The organism is Elusimicrobiota bacterium, from assembly GCA_040757695.1.
Lineage (GTDB): Bacteria > Elusimicrobiota > UBA8919 > UBA8919 > UBA8919 > JBFLWK01.
Map to the genome: position 1 here is coordinate 58,305 of JBFLWK010000002.1, position 17,498 is coordinate 75,802.

Here is a 17,498-nt window from a genome sequence, read left to right on the forward strand (position 1 = left end):
CCACTAAAGTGGGGAATAATTTTACACCCGACTTTAGTCGGCAAAAACAAAAAATATGCGGTTTTATCTAGATAATACATATTATTTCATAACGTGTGCAACCAGAGAACATTATACACTATTTAATACAAATGAGAAAAAACAAATTTTACTTAATCAAATAAATAAAGTAGAAAAAAACCTAAAAATTCCAGTTCTGTCATATGGGATTCTTGCAAATCATTATCATATATTATTTCATCTTTTAGAAGGTAAGAAACTTAAAAAAGCAATGCAAACTATAAATGGTGGCAGTTCGTATCTGCTAAATCAACTGACCGGTATCTATCGGTCGGTATGGGATAAATACTTTGCAAAAATAATAACTACCGAACAGATGTTTTACAAAATTATTGGATATATTGCGGGAAATCCTTTAAAACACAGTGAAGTAAATAATTTTGAAGAATTAAAATCGTACCAATTCTCAAATTATTATCAGCTTTGTTACATTTATGGCGAAAAAACAGCAAAGGCGCTTGTGCAAAGTACAATTGTAGTAGATGAAGCAGATAATTTTAAACCCGACTTTAGTCGGTTGAAAGAAGCGCAACTTACACCCGACTTCAGTTGGCTGAAAGAAGTGTAACTTACACCCGACTTTAGTCGGAGAAAACAAACCCACTAAAGTGGGAAATAATATGGTCGCTAACCAGACAAAAGGGGGTGATTAAAATGGGAAGATGGTTAGAAACTGGAGTACGACGATTTATCGTCGCTAATTCGCGTATATTCGCGGGTCTAATTCGCGAAGATTCGCGTTATTCTAAAAAAAAGGAGGTGATTAGAATGGAAAGATGGTTAGATGGAAAGATGGTAAGATGGCTCGGTCTTGCTTCTTGCTTCTTGTTTCTTGTTTCTTGTTCGCTGTTTGCTGATTTTGGTGGTGCAGGTGCGCCTACTGCTGATGGTACATATGGTGCAGCGGTAAAGTACATCTCTTTACAGCAAGGAACAACATCATCTGCATGGATGAATAGAGGCAATATCGCAGCATTCGCTCAAATGACTTCTGTTGGTGATGGAACATACTACTGCAAATACAACCTCTATCCGGGCGCTGTCTACAACTATATGTTTTTTGCTACTTTTGGTAGTTCAACACCACCAACCGGTATAACCGGTGGGACAACCTACTATGACTGCCCTCGTGATAGCGGTGATGATGCTGCATTCTTTGTAGCGGTTGACTCCAACAACCCAACTGGAACAAGACGAGCCGGTGCCGCATATTTCGGTGCAGGTAATGATAGTGGTGATTCCAGACGAATACTTGTTGTGCCACAGGATACCGGTTATTCGCTTTCTTCAACCTCAGGTGTCTGGGTGTATAACAACTGGTCATCTACCGGTGTAGCAAATGTAGATGCAATCCCTGTAAGTAACACATCTCTCAATGTTACACTTGGTGCGTACACAACATGGGGAACTGGTGAAAGTTACAAATCTATTGACATCTACGGTGGCGGGAAATGGTTTCTCTATAGAGCAACAGACCTCACGGGTACTTACGGGTTAATTGCATCTTCTACCTCTGCTAACTTAGGTGCTAATATGACCTATCTGGATGAAGGTTTAACAACAGGTACCACTTATTACTACATCGCAGTTACATCAGATGCCTATAAAGGTGCAATGAACGCACTTGCAGCAGATGGCTGTCTTGTGAGGCAGTTAACTGGCGGTGCAACAGGACCATATGCGCCAAGTTATGACCAGCCTAGTGAAATCAGTTATGACGACTACGCAAGACCTGCAGCTGCGATACCTGTGTACTTCAAAGTTGAAGCACCCAACTGGGACTATATCGCAGAGCATGACTACATAGTATACCTGACACCGGTTGGTAAAGACGGCAGAGAATGGCCATACAAGATGCCAGGCAGAATCTGTAGAGTGTATCTACCGAAAACATAAGCACGAATAAATGCTATATTCGTGAGTTAGTTCAGCCCATAATAGGGGTATATATTTTTGTGCCTTGATGTGATGGTTGTAGTGTTTAGTGTAGGGGCGGGTTTACCCGCCCGAAACAACGGACAGGTAAACCTGTCCCTACGGATGAAATGTAGCGCCCGATTTCCCGCCATAGGCGGGTCTGCCTAAGGCATGATATATCGGGCGTAGGTACGTCCCATATAAAATGGGACGCTACAAATGAAAAACTGCAATTATAAAAATTATATCTAAGGACATGGGAAGGGAGTGGTTTATCTCTAAAAACCAATGAAAAATTAAAAATTAAAAATGTAGTGCGATGCTTTAGCATCGCTATAGGCTAAAAATGGACAGAAAAAATTATTATCACAGATTAACACAGAAATGTCATTCTGAACGAAGCGTTAGCGGAGTGAAGAATCTCGGGATTCTTCCCCGCCTCAGGCGGGTCAGAATGACAACAATGCTGTTATCTGCGTTCATCTGTATCTTTTTTCTGCAGTCATTTGTGTTCTGTAGTTCTGAGAAAGCGCCATGGTCTAACTACTCGAAATGGCTTACTGGTTCGGATACACTTGGCAACTGGCAGGTAAAAGCAAACACAGGCACCTGGGATGGCGCTAATAACTGGGTAATAAAAATATCTACTGAAGATCCGCAAAAAGCATTTTTCCCGGGTAGAGATTATTACTATCTCTATCAGACCATAACACCGGCGGGGGGTGGGGGTGAGGGGGTTGTCTGGGACCAACGAGCACGCGGGAAATCACAAGACCAATGGCAACCTTGGAAATCAGAACGAAAAATCAATCTACCTATTTTAGGTATTGATAAAGTGCTTGCAAATGGAACAACATATTATCCACTAAATGATTATATTGTCTGGTATGGCTCATGGCCTGTTGATAGCGGCCATTGGGAAGTCTACGATAACTGGGGTGGTGGGAATACAACTGACTCAAGAAAAGGTCCACCACTACCACCAACAAATCTTACCGGCTTTTTAATTGGTAAATATACAGGTGTAGGAGCATCAATAGAATGGACTCAACCTACCTGGTATGGTGATGATATCAAGGACTTAACAGCCGGCGGTGGTTATGAATTATGGCGGTCGTCTTATTCTTCTATTGCATCAACAACCACATTCACAAAAGTTGCAATTGCACTTGGTCCAGCACCACCACTTTCTTACACAGATACAGGGCTTTTATCAAATACCACATATTTCTATTGTTTGAAATCATATGATGCCTATCTGCCAGCAGATTATTCTGGATTCTCTAATGTGTTAGCGCTCTATGGCGCTCAGCAACCGGTTGATATCACATTCAATATTGATATAACAGGCTATTCTGCAGATAAGGTTTTTGTCTGGTGTGAATTCTCTAATGAAAAATACCAGATGCCTGACAGAAAAAACCATCTCTGGAGTATAAAAATTCCGAATTCTGCAGCACCATTAAAACTGCTTATTGGTAACACAATAAAATACAGGTATGTTAAAGATAATGACTGGGAGCAGTATGACAGAAGCGTGCTGCTGGTTTCTACAGATACTGTATTAAACGATATCTGGGGTGTAGAAACAGTGCCGGATTCACCCGCAGGTCTGGCAGCTGAAATCGTCACTTTTAGAACTGAGCCCGTCGGAAGTTATAGAACAAATGTTCTATGGGAGACAGACCCGAAACAATTACAAAATATCGCTGGCTATGAAATTCAGCACTCTACATTTTCAAACTTTACCAGTTCTACTACAATTACAATTCTGTCTGCAAATACAAGTTCGTATTTCCTGACATCCGCGGCTGCATATTTTAGATTCTCAACTATTTACAAAACTGGCGTAAAATCAAGCCAGTCTGATATAATCCCACGTGGAACTGAACTACCTGCACTTGTTGAATTACAGAATACCGATGCAAAAGCTATAAATACATTGATTGCAAGAACTGGCTCAAATACAGGCGAGATTATTCTGTTTTGGAAGGCGCCGGAAATATCTACATCAGCCGGTAGTGCAAACCATTATATCATTCGCCAGGCAACTTTTCCAATGACGAACATTTCATTATTCAAACAAGGTACTCTCACAGGTAAAGCAAAAGCACATTATACTGATACTGATGAAGCATACATAACATTGAATCTTGGTGAAGAATGCCCTGGCTATTATTTTGGTATAGAAGCGATTTATGGCAACTGGAAAGCAGCAACTGTATCAAACAATATAATCGGTGTTGCAGGTAAGTTTATTGTAACCAAAAAAGGCGGGACTACCGAAAAAGCAGCAAAAGGATTAGGAACTGAAGAACAGTACTTAACAAAACCGAACATAATAACCAAAAAATACGGAGTATCCGTTCCGAACGCAATTTTTGTTGTAAAAAATTCTGTTGAACTCGCAAAACTAACCGAGCCGGAATTAAAAAAGATACTAACTTCTGAGACACTACCGAATTTAGCAGCACAAAAACGATTTAAACAGCCGACTGAAAATACGGATTTAGAAAATAAGGACTCTACTGTGTTTGAATTCTCGGCATTTAGCCAGGCAAGTAATAAATTATTCAGCAGTGCCGAAAATATCAATCTGCCGTTTGTCATCGCAATCCCGTATTCTCAACTTGATAAAGATAATGACGGAATAGTAGATTCATCTAAAGGCACACAAAATGAGATAAAAGTCGCTAACCTGCGGGTTTATCGGCTGAATGAAAAATATAACCCACCTTTCTGGCAGCGACTGAAAGATGGCACCAATTCTGTTGATACTGTCAACAAATTGGTAAAAGCAGAAACAAAACATCTATCATACTTCTGTCTCGCCACACCCGGTAATGCTGCGGAAGATTTATCAAATGTCGTTGTATTCCCGAACCCGTTCAAGCCTTACGATAATAAAGCCGAAACAGGCAGTTATGAAACCGGGATTATATTCACCAACTTGACACCAACTGCCGAAATATGGATTTATACTATCGCAGCCGAACTGGTAAAAAAACATAAACTTCAAGGGCTTTCTGATGACGAAAAAGAAGGTAAATGGAAATGGGATGTCCGAAATGATGCTGGCGAACGGCTCGCATCCGGTGTGTATGTTTTTGTTGTAAAAGATGAAAATGTGAAATTGGGGAAGGACAAATTTGTAGGAAAATTATGTGTTATTAGATGAATAATGTAGCCACCGAATTTATTCGGGGGTGAGCGAAGCGAATAATAAGTTCGTGGGGAAGTTTTGTATAATCCGATGAATAAAAATCAAAAATCAAAAATCAAAAATCAAAATGACAGATTAAAATTCAAAAATTTTAGATTTTGGATTGTCATTTTGCATTTTACATTTTGCATTTTACATTTTGCCGAAGGCAGTGGTCCCGGCACTACTTCTGCCAATTTCCTGAAAATAGGTATCGGTGCAAGACCTGTGGCAATGGGTGAGGCATTCGTTGCAGTTGCCGACGATGCTAATACAATCGTGCATAATCCTGCCGGGCTTGCTCAACTATCACAAAAAGAATTCTCAGCAATGCATCTGGAGTATTTTCAGAATATAAAATATGAAGCGCTTTCATATCTACAACCATTCAAATTCGGAACTGCTGGTATCTCGCTTGGTTATCTTTATATGAACGATATAAAGCGAACCTATTTTTACGAAGAAGAGTATTATAAAGAAGCAGGCGAATTCGGCGCCGCAGACAGAACCGCGGTTTTAGGTTTCGGTAAAAAATTAGGTAGTCGGCACTTAAGTGCCGACTACGGATATGGCTTAGCAGTAAGGTTTATCCGAGAGACGCTTGAGAGCGAATCCGCTACTGCTTTTGCGTTGGATATCGGGTTGCTCTGTAATCGGCAATTAATTGCCAATTACATTTCTTTACCACTGTCTTTTGGTATCGCAATTCAGAACATTGGCACACAGATGAAGTTTATTGAAGTAAAAGAGAAACTACCAATTATTTTGAGAACTGGTGTTTGCTGGAATGTATCAGGTAAGAGGGGAATTAATTCCCCCCTACTTGCGTTTGAGTTTTATAAACCATCAGATAATTATCCGGAATTAAAACTCGGCTCGGAAATATGGCTTTTTGACCTTTTTGCACCACGTATTGGCTATCGTTACAGAACCTGGGCAAGAAATAACTATCTTGGTGACCTCTCAGGGCTTACCGCAGGGCTTGGTATCAAAATATATAATTATACAGTTGATTACGCATTCGTGCCTTACGGTGATTTGGGCTATACGCATAGATTCTCACTAGGTGGCAGATTTTAAGAAAGGCAGATAGGAGATAGGGGATAGGAGATGGGAGATGGGAGATGAGAATGGAACACGAAGGATACTGTTTACGAAATTATAAACAAGAATATATGCACTATTTATATCGTGCATATGCTGAGTGTAGAGAGACAATCGAACATTTAGAGTTTCTGTATGAAACAGGTTCTCTAAAAGAGAAACCATCCAATCTTTTCACAGAATATTCAAACTTGTGTAAAATGATATATTCCTTTATAATCTCTGTAGAAAAAGAACACATAAGCAAAAAATGAAAACCTGTATCTGCTATCTGCTATCTGCTATCTGCTATCTGCTATCTCCTATCTGCCTTTTCGCCTCTTCACCTCACACAATCACAGTTGACGGTAACCTTTCCGACTGGTCTTCAGACGAATTGATTTATGATGACCCGACAAACGACGGTGCCTGGGGACAACAGAATCAGGTTGATAATCTGTATCTCACCTGGGATAGTAATAATCTGTATATCGGTGTAAGCGGTGTTCAGAAAGATGGGAATTGTTTTGTATTGTATTTAGATGCTGGAAGGGAACTTACAAATATCGGTCAGAAATTTGGTGATTATTCAGATGTATCTCAACTGAAAGATTCAAGTGGCTATTCTTGGTGGTGGTCAAGAAATCATAAATTCCCGTTTGGCTTTTTACCTGATTATCAACTTCATCTTTATGAAATGCAGTTAAAATTGAACGAGGGACACGGACTTTTCAGATATACAACAAGCAGTCAGACAGTATCAGTTGAGATGAGTTCTTCTGCATATATTGGTGGTGGGACAGGTGTTTATGGCAGTTTTGAAGTTGCAATCCCGTGGGCTCAAATCTATCCTGATTACGGGGGAAGTATTCCTCAAAATGCAACCTTACAACTTGTTGCTGTGATGTCAGGCGGGAATGACACATCTAACCAACTACTCGGTTCTGTCCATGATTCAATTCCTGACCAACTAACGGATTTCACAACCTATTGGCACGGAGCATTTACGTTTGATACATGGCTAACAATACCGTTAGACCAAGATAGAAATAAGGAACCTGATATAAATCGGTCGCCTGTCCCGAGGAATCTTTTGGCAAAAGCAGGTGATGGTTGCGCATTTTTATCCTGGCAGAAAAAGGGCTTCTGGGAAAAAAATCTTAACGGCTATAAACTGTATTACAAAAAGCAACAGAGTTTTGCAGAAACAGATTTCTCATTAACAGGTGCAACTTCTGTTTTCGTTAGTAATACTACAAGTTATATTTTAACCGGTTTAGAAAATAATGTTTCATACTATTTTGTGCTAACTGCTATAAATACTGACGGGACTGAATCAGGTTGCTGTGAAGAAGAGTATTGTTATATCCACGGACCTACAATCTTTCATACATCAATAGAAAAGTTTGCATATCCAGGCAAAAATATCACAGTATCTGCTAATATCACAGATTCATCAGAACTTAAAATAGTAAATTTTTACTATAAAGTTCACGGTGGCGTATGTTATTCTGAAAATGTATTAACTCCAACACCCCCAACATCGGCATCTTACAACTTCACAATCCCGGGTGATTCTGTAACACCGGAAGGGATTGACTATTACTTTTTAGCCGAGAATAATTCTGGCGATGTGAATATCGCATCATCAACAATTGTGATTGTTTCAACAGAGTCCGGAAATTATAGTGTGGAAGCAGGGCTGGAATTGAAATTATCTGATACATCAACATATCCAACAAAAATCGTAATCCCACCTTACGCATTAGACAGAACCCAAAAAATCTATGTTGAAGTAAAAAGCCACGGTGTTATCTTTCAAGACAACCAATCTCCAATCCCCAATCCCCAATCTCCAATCTCTGACATTTACCCTGTCTGTGTCTATGATTTTTATGGTGAGAATAAAACAGCAGTCGCATTTTCTAAAAATGCAGAAATATATCTGAAATACTTTGATGACGATTTAGATAACAATTACTCTGAGATAACCTTGAAGCCGTTTGTCTGGACTGGTACGGAGTGGCTTGAATTAAAAAATATCACACAAAATACTACCAATAATTTTGTTAAAGGTAAAACAGGTCATATCTCAAGATTTGCCGTATTTTATACCAACTCTTCTGGTAGCGCAGCCTTAAGGCCACATCTACAAAAAGTTGTCCGTTCTACTTTTATTCCTGACCGCGGTGAAGTTGTTGAGTTTAATTGTGCACAGTTGCCAACAAAAATAGAAATTTTTAATACATACGGTGCAAGAGTAAAAAAAATTACAGAACTCACTTACTGGGACGGCAGAGATGAAAACGGTACGATTGTGTCCGCAGGCGTTTATATCTACCAGATACATTTTGGTAAAGAAATAATCTCAGGCAGTTGCGTTGTGGTGAAATGATGACAATTAAAAATTACAAATTAAAAATTAAAAATTGTGGTTTGTTTTTGACATTCATTTTTCATTTTTCATTTTTCATTTTTCATTGCCTCTATGCTTCTTTTTCCGATATAAATATCACAAAAAATGATGGGCTTGCCAAATCAGGTGTCGCATCAATTTCCGATATTTCTGCATCTGTTATCAATCCAGCAGGTATCTCGCTTATTAAAGGAACACAGGTCTCTGTTGAATATCAGAAACTGTTTGTTGGATTGAAAGGTCCGTCTTACGAAGTTGACGGATTCAACAAACTAGATATCTCTAACAGTTTTTTGGGCTTGGCGACATCACTGCCTAAAAATATCGGTGCAGTATCGTTCTATTGGAAATCATTCACAAGTTATAACCAGTATTTGGAAAATGTTTACGCTTTATGCTATGCAAGAAATTTAGAAGAAATATTTTTACGAGAAAAAGAAGAAGAATTCTCAGTTGGCGTTTCGTTAAAATATCTAACTGTTGGATATACCGCAGATGAATACACTCAGGATTTTTTTGATAAATACGGGAATACAGCCAGCGGGTTTTCATCTGACTTGGGCTTGAAGTACTCGCCTGTCAGAGGGTTGGATTTCGGCGTTGCATTCTTGAATATCTATTCATCTGATTTAGGGCTTGTTTATGAAAACAAACCGGAAAAACAGACTTTTTTAGGCGCTTCCTATAAACCAATAAACTATCTGACTGCAACCTGTGCATATTCGTTCAAAGAATCATATCCGTCTCAAAATGTTCATCTTGGTGCTGAATTTGAACTCCTAAGAAAACTTATTACTCTGCGGTCAGGCATTAACCGTGATGAAATAACTACCGGCTGGACATTAAAAGGTGGGAAGTGGGGAAATTTTAATATCAATTACGCATTTGCATATCCGTTCCAGCTCGTTTCCTCCTACGGCTCACATATTCTATCGGTAGTATTTGAACTTCCACCAACTGCAGCAGAAGAACCTGAAACTGTCACACCAGCACCACCAGCTCCCCCAGTCACTGAACAACCTCAGCCAGAACCTGTCCCGACTGAAATTGAGAAACCAGTTGAAGCAGTCCCCCCCCCACCCCTCCCAGAACCACAGGTGCCGAAACCAGTCCCTAAACAAAAAGAATTTACAGAAAAACAGAAGAAAAGAATTATGGAACGACATTATAATAAAGCAATCTGGCATTTGCAACATGGTGAAGATAAACAGGCAATAATAGAGTTTGAAAAAATACTGAAATTAGAACCGAACCATAAACCATCGTTAGTACGGCTTGAGGCAGCAAAAAAACGGACTGATAAAGAACGAATAAAAGAAAAAATAAAACAGCATTGGACACAGGGTGTAAAACTTTACCAGCAGAAACAATTTGATAATGCAAAAAAGGAGTTTGAAGAAATTCTGAAAATAAATCCAGCACACGAACCATCAAAAAAACGGCTGGAACTGATAAAAAAAGAGTTGAAAAAAAGGTAAAAAAGTTGTAAAATGACCCGTTGTATTAAAAACAGGACGCAGATGAACGCAGATGGACACAGATTATATCCTGATTTTTCTGCGTAAATCTGCGTCCAGTTTGCATACGATACGGAATCCGACTATGCTGAACAAATATCTTGTTAGTCAATTTTTATTGCCCGTAATTTGCGGGTTGTTTTCTATCTATTTTTTGTATAACTCTGCTATACAAACCGTTAATATCAGATATATATTCCCGGTTTTTATTTTTTTTCTTTTTATATTGTATTTTTTGTCAGACCAGGTTTTAGCCGGTATTTTTTTTATATTTTATCTGGCTGTCGGCTTTTTAGCACTGATTTTTTCAAACGGGTTTGACAGGATTATCGTACTTCTGGAAATTGGTTATCTGATTGCTATCTTTATACTGGCTGATAGATTTTTGAATACATTTTCAGAAAAATGTGCTATCCTGAAAGAAGAAACCGAAAATCTGCACTCTAAGTTAAACAATGCAGTAAAAACAAGTAAAGAACTTGTAAAAAAAGAAGATGGCTTAAAAATACAACTTGCTAATTATAAATCAATCACAGATATTATCCAGAATGTAAGTGCTACATTTGATACAAAAATAATAGAAACCTCTATTGTTGACTCAATCAAACGATTTATTCCAAAAGGTAGTGTAGAACTCTTTTTCAATAAAAATAACGACCGTATTATCACCGATATTTTTGATAAAAATATAATGCTCAAAATTGACGATATGAACTATTCACAGTACAGAGATACGCCGGTTAATTTCAGATCCTGTATTGCAGTACCATTCATAAATGAAGGGCAAACATTTGCAGTCGCAACAGTAAAATCAGATACCGCATATAATTTTAACGATTCAGATTTGAGAATGCTTTCTGTATTAGCGGATATCTTTTCACTCGGCTATATCAATGCACAACTCTATAAAAAAACAGAAGAACTGGCAATCACTGACGGGCTCACAGGACTTTTTGTCCATTCATATTTTATAGAAATCCTGTCAGGAAATGTGTCCACTGCCAAATATTCAAAAACTAATCTTTCACTGATTATGCTGGATATTGATAATTTTAAGGACTTCAATGATAGATTCGGACATGAAGCCGGCGACGCAGTGCTCAAGTTTGTTGCAGATAGTATCCGTGCCAATACCAGAGAAACGGATATTATCGCCAGATATGGTGGTGAAGAGTTTGTAATACTTTTGCCATATACAAAACTGAACGATGCAAAAGCAATTGCAGAACGAACCCGAAAATGGATTTATACAAAAGAGATAAATTTCAATAATAATATTTTGAAAATAACTGCAAGTTTCGGTGTCTGTGAATATAAATGTAGCCCCGACTTTAGTCAGGGTGAGCGAAGTGAAACAGAAGATTTTATAAATAATTGCGATATAAATTTATACACTGCCAAAAAACGAGGAAAAAACTGTGTGGTATGAAATAATATCAGGAGTTATATGGCTGCTGCCTGTTTTGTTTATTACATTGAAACAACTCAAAGGAAGCCAGATATTTGGATTGTGTTCTATCGGTATTTTTATCTTTATTTTTTGTTTTGTAAAAAGCATTTATTTCTATCATATTTCAGGGATGCTGTTTTTAATTGTAGCAGGTATTGTAAGATATAATTCAGATAAAAAATTCGGTTTGCTGTATTCAGAACATTTAGGAATAAAAGAAAAAATGAATACTGATATTGTGAAAACCGAGAATGAAATAATCGGTCTTACTAAAAATACTGCAGAGGCAGAAAAAAATATCGCTACATATGAGATGTTCTACTCAATCTCCAAAATTCTTGTAAAACAGATAGACTTGAATGAAATAGTAAAGAATATAAAATCAGTAGTATTCTTTTTGAGACCGTTTATAAAGACATTTGAGATTTATACAGGTGAAAATCTACCAAAAAAATGGTCGGGATTTGAAGTGCCTGTTTTGATTGGCGAAGAACGGCTCGGCGTTATCCAACTGGCAGTAGATAAAGAAATAGCAGCTGCGTTTTCATACAATTTTTTAGAAGAGTGCGAAGTAATTTCACATCAGGTGGCACTCGGACTGAAAAGAGCAAGGTTGTATCAACTGGTTTTAGAACGCTCCCGAATTGATGGGCTCACTGGCTTGTATCTCAGACGCTATTTTATTGAACGACTGAAACAGGAGTTTGTGTATTCACGACGGTATGGAACCTTCTTCTCGTTTCTGATAATAGATATTGACCATTTCAAAAAAATTAACGATACCTACGGGCACCTGACTGGTGATAAAATACTTTCTGAACTCGCAACAATTTTTAAATCGGTATTTCATCCTGGAATAATTGTTTCCAGATACGGTGGTGAAGAGTTTGCTGTGGTTGTCGGACTTACTCCAAAAGAAGAAGTAAAACAATTAGCAGAAAAATTGAGAAAAACGGTTGAAGAACATCTTTTTGCTGAAGATATACAAACAACAATAAGTATCGGTATCGCTTACAGACATCAGGCAGAAAGCGAGGATGAAATCATCAGAAAGGCAGACGAGGCACTCTACAGAGCAAAAAATAAAGGTCGGAACAAAGTCGTAGAATACTAAATCACGAATAACACCCGAATGAAAAATATTGATATTCGGGAGATATTTGGGAGGAATTATGTTAAACTCAAAAACGCGTGAGACAGTTGTATCGTATCTTTTTTTAGCACCATTTTTGGCAATTTTTTCTGTGTTCCTTTTGTATCCTGTATTCTATTCGCTGTATCTTTCATTCCGGTCAATCACACCCACTACGGATTTGTTTAACGCTTTTGCAGATATGAAGTTCGTCGGACTAAAAAATTATATCACACTTGTGAATGATTTTGAGTTCTGGTGGTCGTTAGTAACTACGGGTTATTATGCGGTTTTGTATATCCCGCTTTCTATCGGTGTATCGCTCGTGCTTGCAATTATTTTGAATAACCAACTGAAAGGCCATTCTATTTTTAGGTCTGCATATTTTCTGCCGAATGTATTGGATATGTTTGTCGTCGGTATTATCTGGCTTTTTATATATGCACCACATTATGGAATTTTAGACAGAGTTCTTACGCTTTTTAATATTACATACTTTGCTGAGAAAGGTGTTCTGGCAAACGAAAAAACAGCGATGCTCGGCGTGGTAGTTGCGCTGGTTCTGAAAAATGCCGGGTTTGGGATGATACTGTTTCTCGCAGCAATCCAGAATATATCTCAATCCGTTTTTGAGGCTGCGGATATTGATGGTGCTAACGAATGGCAAAAATTCAAACATATAACACTACCACTTGTCAGACCGATTATTTTGTTTCTTGTAATAACAGGCACTATTGTTGCGTTGAATGCGTTCGCAGAAATTTATGCAATGACCAGTGGTGGGCCTGAAATGGTTGTTGCAGGAAAAACAGTCGGTGCAACAAAAGTTTCCGGGTATTATCTTTATAGACAATTTGAACGAATGAATTATGGTGATGCTGCAGCAATTTCGTATTTTCTGTTAGCATTAACGCTGGTTATCTCATATATAAATGCAAAAGTGTTACATAAAAAATATTAAAAAGGCAAGTTAAAGGTATAAATTAAAGGTTAAAATTAAAGGTATAAATTAAAATTACAACCAAATTTTAACCTTTAACCTTTAACCTTTAACCTGCAGTTATGGGGGGTTCTATGCCAAAAGTACAAGGTGAAAAAACAGTGGTGTTTATTAAGCGGTCAATTCTTTATGTAGCAATAACATTAGGAGCGATATTTGTACTGTTCCCGTTTTTCTGGATGGTTTTTGTTGCTATAAAACCGGAAGGTCAGGCGTTTTCGTTGACAATCTCGTTTGCAAAACCGTTATGGAAAAACTTCGTCTCTATTGCAACTGACCCGTCATACCCGTTCTGGAGATTTTTCATAAACAGTTTGATTGTCGCTACAATGGGCGCCGCATTGACGACACTTTTTTGTTCTATGGGTGGTTATGTATTCGCTAAAAAAGATTTCTATCTGAAAGAAATATTATTCTGGTTTTTGCTTTCTACAATGATGATACCGGGAATGATGTTTTTAGTGCCGCAGTTTGCAATCGTCACAAAACTACACTGGATAAATACATACAAAGGAATGGTTATCCCGCATGTAGCAAGTGTATTCGGGATTTTTATGATGCGGCAGTATATTGAAACGATTCCTTCATCCTTGATTGAATCGGCAAAAATTGATGGAGCATCAGAATTACAGATTTTTTTCAGGATTATTATCCCGTTATCGCTTGCAATTACTACAACGCTGTTTTTGTTGACATTCCTGTTTCATTGGTCAAATTTTTTGTGGCATCTTGTTGTGAATACACCGGATTCGCCGAAATTAACTCTGCCCGTCGGGCTCGCACTTTTTAGAGGACAGTATCAGATGGACTGGGAAAAGATGATGGCTGCGAGTTGTTTTACAATAATACCAATAGCAATTCTGTTTCTGTTAGCACAAAAATTCTTTATAGAGGGTTTAACCTCCGGCGCAGTAAAAGAATAAAAAAAATTAAAAAAAGTAGACGGCACTTAAGTACCGTCTACTAAAGGAGAAAACTTTATGGGTAAACTTCAAAGATTTTTGGAGAAAGGAGCGGTATATTTTGTAACAACAAATACAATTGAACGAAACAAAATTTTTAGTGATGAAACCGCAGCAAAATTTCTATTGTTATGTATTGGTTATCACAAATTTATGCTCAATTTTAATTTATTGGGTTATGTAATAATGCTAGACCATTTACATTTATTATTGCAGGTTTTAACTGAAAAATATAGTTTGTCTAATATAATGAAACAAATCAAAGGCAATTTCGCAAGAAAATATAACGAATGGTTATATCAAAGTAGTCGGCACTTAAGTGCCGACTACAAGAAAAGGATTATGAAAAAATCTGGGAACCATATTTACATGCCCGCATGGCAGGAAAAATTTTATGATATTGCGTTACGCGACCCGAAACAGATTCGGGAAAAAATTGAGTATATGCACTGGAATCCCGTCAAGGCAGGGCTTGTTAATCACCCTAAAGAATACGAATTTTCAAGCTATCACCAGTATTACGGTGAAAAAAGAACATGGATACAAATACCGATAGAAAAATTCATTATCTAATACGGCACTTAAATGCCGTCTACATAATTAGATAATTAGATGACTGAAAAATGAAAATATCTAAAATACTGATACCACTTTATATACTATTTTTAGTTTATGTCTTTGTTTTACAGTTTCTTTCTGTCGCATCATTTGTTAAACTGATTTTACTACTTGTTATTATTACGAGTTTTGTCTGGATTATCTTACATTACAAGAAAAAAATATCATCTATTGAAAGAAAATATCATAATATCTTAACAAAGTATTTAGACCCGAAAATTGTAAAACAACTTGTTACAGAGCAAGATGAACTACATTCTGAAACAGAAAAGAGAAGTATTACAATAATGTTTATAGATATTAGGGGATATACAAGTTTGGCAGAGAAAATTCAGCCTGAAAAATTGGTAAAGACACTTAATGAATATTTGGAAGCTATTACAAATATTATTATCAAATTTGGTGGAACTGTTGATAAATTTATAGGAGACGGTATATTATGCTTTTTTGGTAATCCGACTGAATATGCTGACCATCCTTTGCGTGCTATAAAATCTGCATTAGTAATCCAAAACACAATAAAGTCGTTAAATAAACAATGGATAAAAACAGAGCAACCTCTTATTCATCTCGGAATAGGAATAAATACGGGTGAAGTGATAATTGGGAATATCGGTGGGAATGACAGAATGGATTATACAGTTATTGGTGATAATGTGAACATTACTTCACGATTATGCGATATTGCAGAAGCAGAACAGATAATTGTTTCCGAATTAACATATGAAGCAGTAAAAGAAAATGTAGAAGCGAAGGAATTTAATCCTATAAACTTAAAAGGGAAACAAGAACCAATTAAAGTTTATGAAATTTTAAATCTGAAATAATTCGGAGGAAAAATGAAAATTTACAGCTGGTTTTACCTTTTACCTTTTACCTTTTACCTTTTACCTGCCTTCATTGGTTGCGGTAAAGTAACAAAAAAAGAACTCGCTGGAAAAAAAGTTATCACTTTGTGGGAATCGTATAATCACGAGGAGCATCAGGTTTTTCTTGAAATTGTGAAAGAGTTTGAGCAACAGAATCCTGATATAAAAATCAATGTTCAACGAGTGCCTTTTGATGGAATGCGGATGAAACTGATGACATCTATGATAACACATACCGCACCTGATATTGCGCGAGTAGATGTCGCAGACCTGCCACGATTGGTTATTTCAAGGTCGCTTGTTGATTTAACACAATTTGGTGCACTTGAACTTGCAAAAGACCTCGTTCCCGCAGCTGTTAATTCAAACATTTTTGAAGAACGATTTTTTATCAGTGGTTCTACATCATCAGTAAAACATATTTTTGGTATCCCAGACCAGACAACCGGTGTCGCACTTTTTTACAATAAAGAGATGTTTAAAAAAGCGGATATAAAAAAACCACCTGAAACATGGACTGAATTTATAGAAGTGGCAAAAAAATTGACCGCTGACCTCAATAACGACGGCAAAACAGACCAGTTCGGGTTTGCAATGGATAATTCTTTGTGGTGGTCGTTCCCGTTTTATAACACATTCGGTGTAAGATTTTTATCACCTGACGGTAAAAAATGTCTTCTGTCATCTGAAGAAGCAGAAGAATGTTTGCAGTTTCAAGTTGATTTATATCAAAAATACAAAGTTGAAGCAGGTGCATGGCAGTCGGGCGCAGTTGGGCCTGACAAGGGATTCATTAACAAAAAATATGCGATGATTTTTTCAGGACCGTGGAATGTGAAAAAATTCAAGAACTCGGGCATCAATTTCAGCATTGCGCTTATTCCAAAAGGTAAAGCAGGTACTTCAACAAATGTCGGTGGGTCAGATACGGTTGTCTTACGAGAGACAAAGTATCCTCACGAGTGTTATGAGTTTCTGAAATACCTCGTATCAATTCCTGCACAGACAAAATGGTGCAATACACTTGGTCAGATTCCTGTTAACTTAAAAGCATATCCGTATATTGATACTACAAAAAATCCAGAAATAAAGACTTTTATGGAACAAATGAAAACAGCGATTGCCAGACCGCCTGTAATAGATTATGACCAACTTGAATATCTTATGAACCAGGAGATGTATACTGCGCGGGCAGGCAAAAAAACAGTCCAGGAAGCACTTTCAGGCGCAGTCAAAAAAATCAATGAACAGGTCCTCAATTACTAAGTGGTC

General features: G+C 37.5%; 14 protein-coding genes. All 14 read left to right on the top strand.

From position 1 onward, the window contains the following. Positions 1-55: 55 nt before the first annotated feature. The 14 genes from AB1349_00600 (at position 56) to AB1349_00665 (ending at position 17,492) form a co-directional block, all read left to right on the top strand. Positions 56-628: a transposase gene (locus AB1349_00600; protein ID MEW6555836.1), complete on the top strand. Its 573-nt coding sequence runs from the start codon at positions 56-58 to the stop codon at positions 626-628. A gap of 86 nt (positions 629-714) precedes the next feature. Beyond that, positions 715-1,956 carry a hypothetical protein gene (locus AB1349_00605; GenBank protein ID MEW6555837.1) on the top strand — a complete coding sequence of 414 codons (1,242 nt, stop codon included), beginning with the start codon at positions 715-717 and terminating at the stop codon, positions 1,954-1,956. A gap of 367 nt (positions 1,957-2,323) precedes the next feature. Next, on the top strand, positions 2,324-5,155 hold the full coding sequence (locus AB1349_00610) for a hypothetical protein (protein ID MEW6555838.1): 2,832 nt from the start codon (positions 2,324-2,326) through the stop codon (positions 5,153-5,155). A 75-nt stretch (positions 5,156-5,230) separates the two neighbouring features. Further along, the gene (locus tag AB1349_00615) at positions 5,231-6,259 is read left to right on the top strand and encodes a PorV/PorQ family protein (GenBank protein ID MEW6555839.1); all 1,029 of its coding nucleotides are present in this window, start codon (positions 5,231-5,233) and stop codon (positions 6,257-6,259) included. Between the two features lie 44 nt (positions 6,260-6,303). Next, a complete protein-coding gene (locus AB1349_00620; protein ID MEW6555840.1) occupies positions 6,304-6,537 on the top strand; it encodes a four helix bundle protein in 234 nt (77 codons plus the stop codon). After that, complete coding sequence (locus tag AB1349_00625) at positions 6,534-8,657, top strand: fibronectin type III domain-containing protein (protein MEW6555841.1); 2,124 nt, start codon at positions 6,534-6,536, stop codon at positions 8,655-8,657. The genes AB1349_00620 and AB1349_00625 overlap by 4 nt, the downstream gene beginning before the upstream one ends. Beyond that, positions 8,654-10,156, top strand: coding sequence for a hypothetical protein (locus tag AB1349_00630; protein ID MEW6555842.1), 1,503 nt, complete (start codon positions 8,654-8,656; stop codon positions 10,154-10,156). The genes AB1349_00625 and AB1349_00630 overlap by 4 nt, the downstream gene beginning before the upstream one ends. A 52-nt stretch (positions 10,157-10,208) precedes the next feature. Then, positions 10,209-11,624, top strand: a complete 1,416-nt coding sequence (locus tag AB1349_00635; protein ID MEW6555843.1) for a sensor domain-containing diguanylate cyclase — start codon at positions 10,209-10,211, stop codon at positions 11,622-11,624. Then, positions 11,614-12,759: a sensor domain-containing diguanylate cyclase gene (locus AB1349_00640; protein ID MEW6555844.1), complete on the top strand. Its 1,146-nt coding sequence runs from the start codon at positions 11,614-11,616 to the stop codon at positions 12,757-12,759. The genes AB1349_00635 and AB1349_00640 overlap by 11 nt, the downstream gene beginning before the upstream one ends. Positions 12,760-12,817: 58 nt before the next feature. Next, entirely contained in the window at positions 12,818-13,738 is a 921-nt protein-coding gene (locus AB1349_00645) for a sugar ABC transporter permease (protein MEW6555845.1), read from the top strand. A 113-nt stretch (positions 13,739-13,851) separates the two neighbouring features. Then, positions 13,852-14,700 (top strand): carbohydrate ABC transporter permease, encoded by an 849-nt coding sequence (locus tag AB1349_00650; GenBank protein MEW6555846.1) that lies wholly within the window; start codon positions 13,852-13,854, stop codon positions 14,698-14,700. Between the two features lie 57 nt (positions 14,701-14,757). Continuing rightward, positions 14,758-15,312, top strand: coding sequence for a transposase (locus AB1349_00655; GenBank protein ID MEW6555847.1), 555 nt, complete (start codon positions 14,758-14,760; stop codon positions 15,310-15,312). A 50-nt stretch (positions 15,313-15,362) separates the two neighbouring features. Further along, the gene (locus tag AB1349_00660) at positions 15,363-16,184 is read left to right on the top strand and encodes an adenylate/guanylate cyclase domain-containing protein (GenBank protein ID MEW6555848.1); all 822 of its coding nucleotides are present in this window, start codon (positions 15,363-15,365) and stop codon (positions 16,182-16,184) included. Between the two features lie 12 nt (positions 16,185-16,196). Then, complete coding sequence (locus tag AB1349_00665; protein ID MEW6555849.1) at positions 16,197-17,492, top strand: extracellular solute-binding protein; 1,296 nt, start codon at positions 16,197-16,199, stop codon at positions 17,490-17,492. Positions 17,493-17,498: the final 6 nt, after the last annotated feature.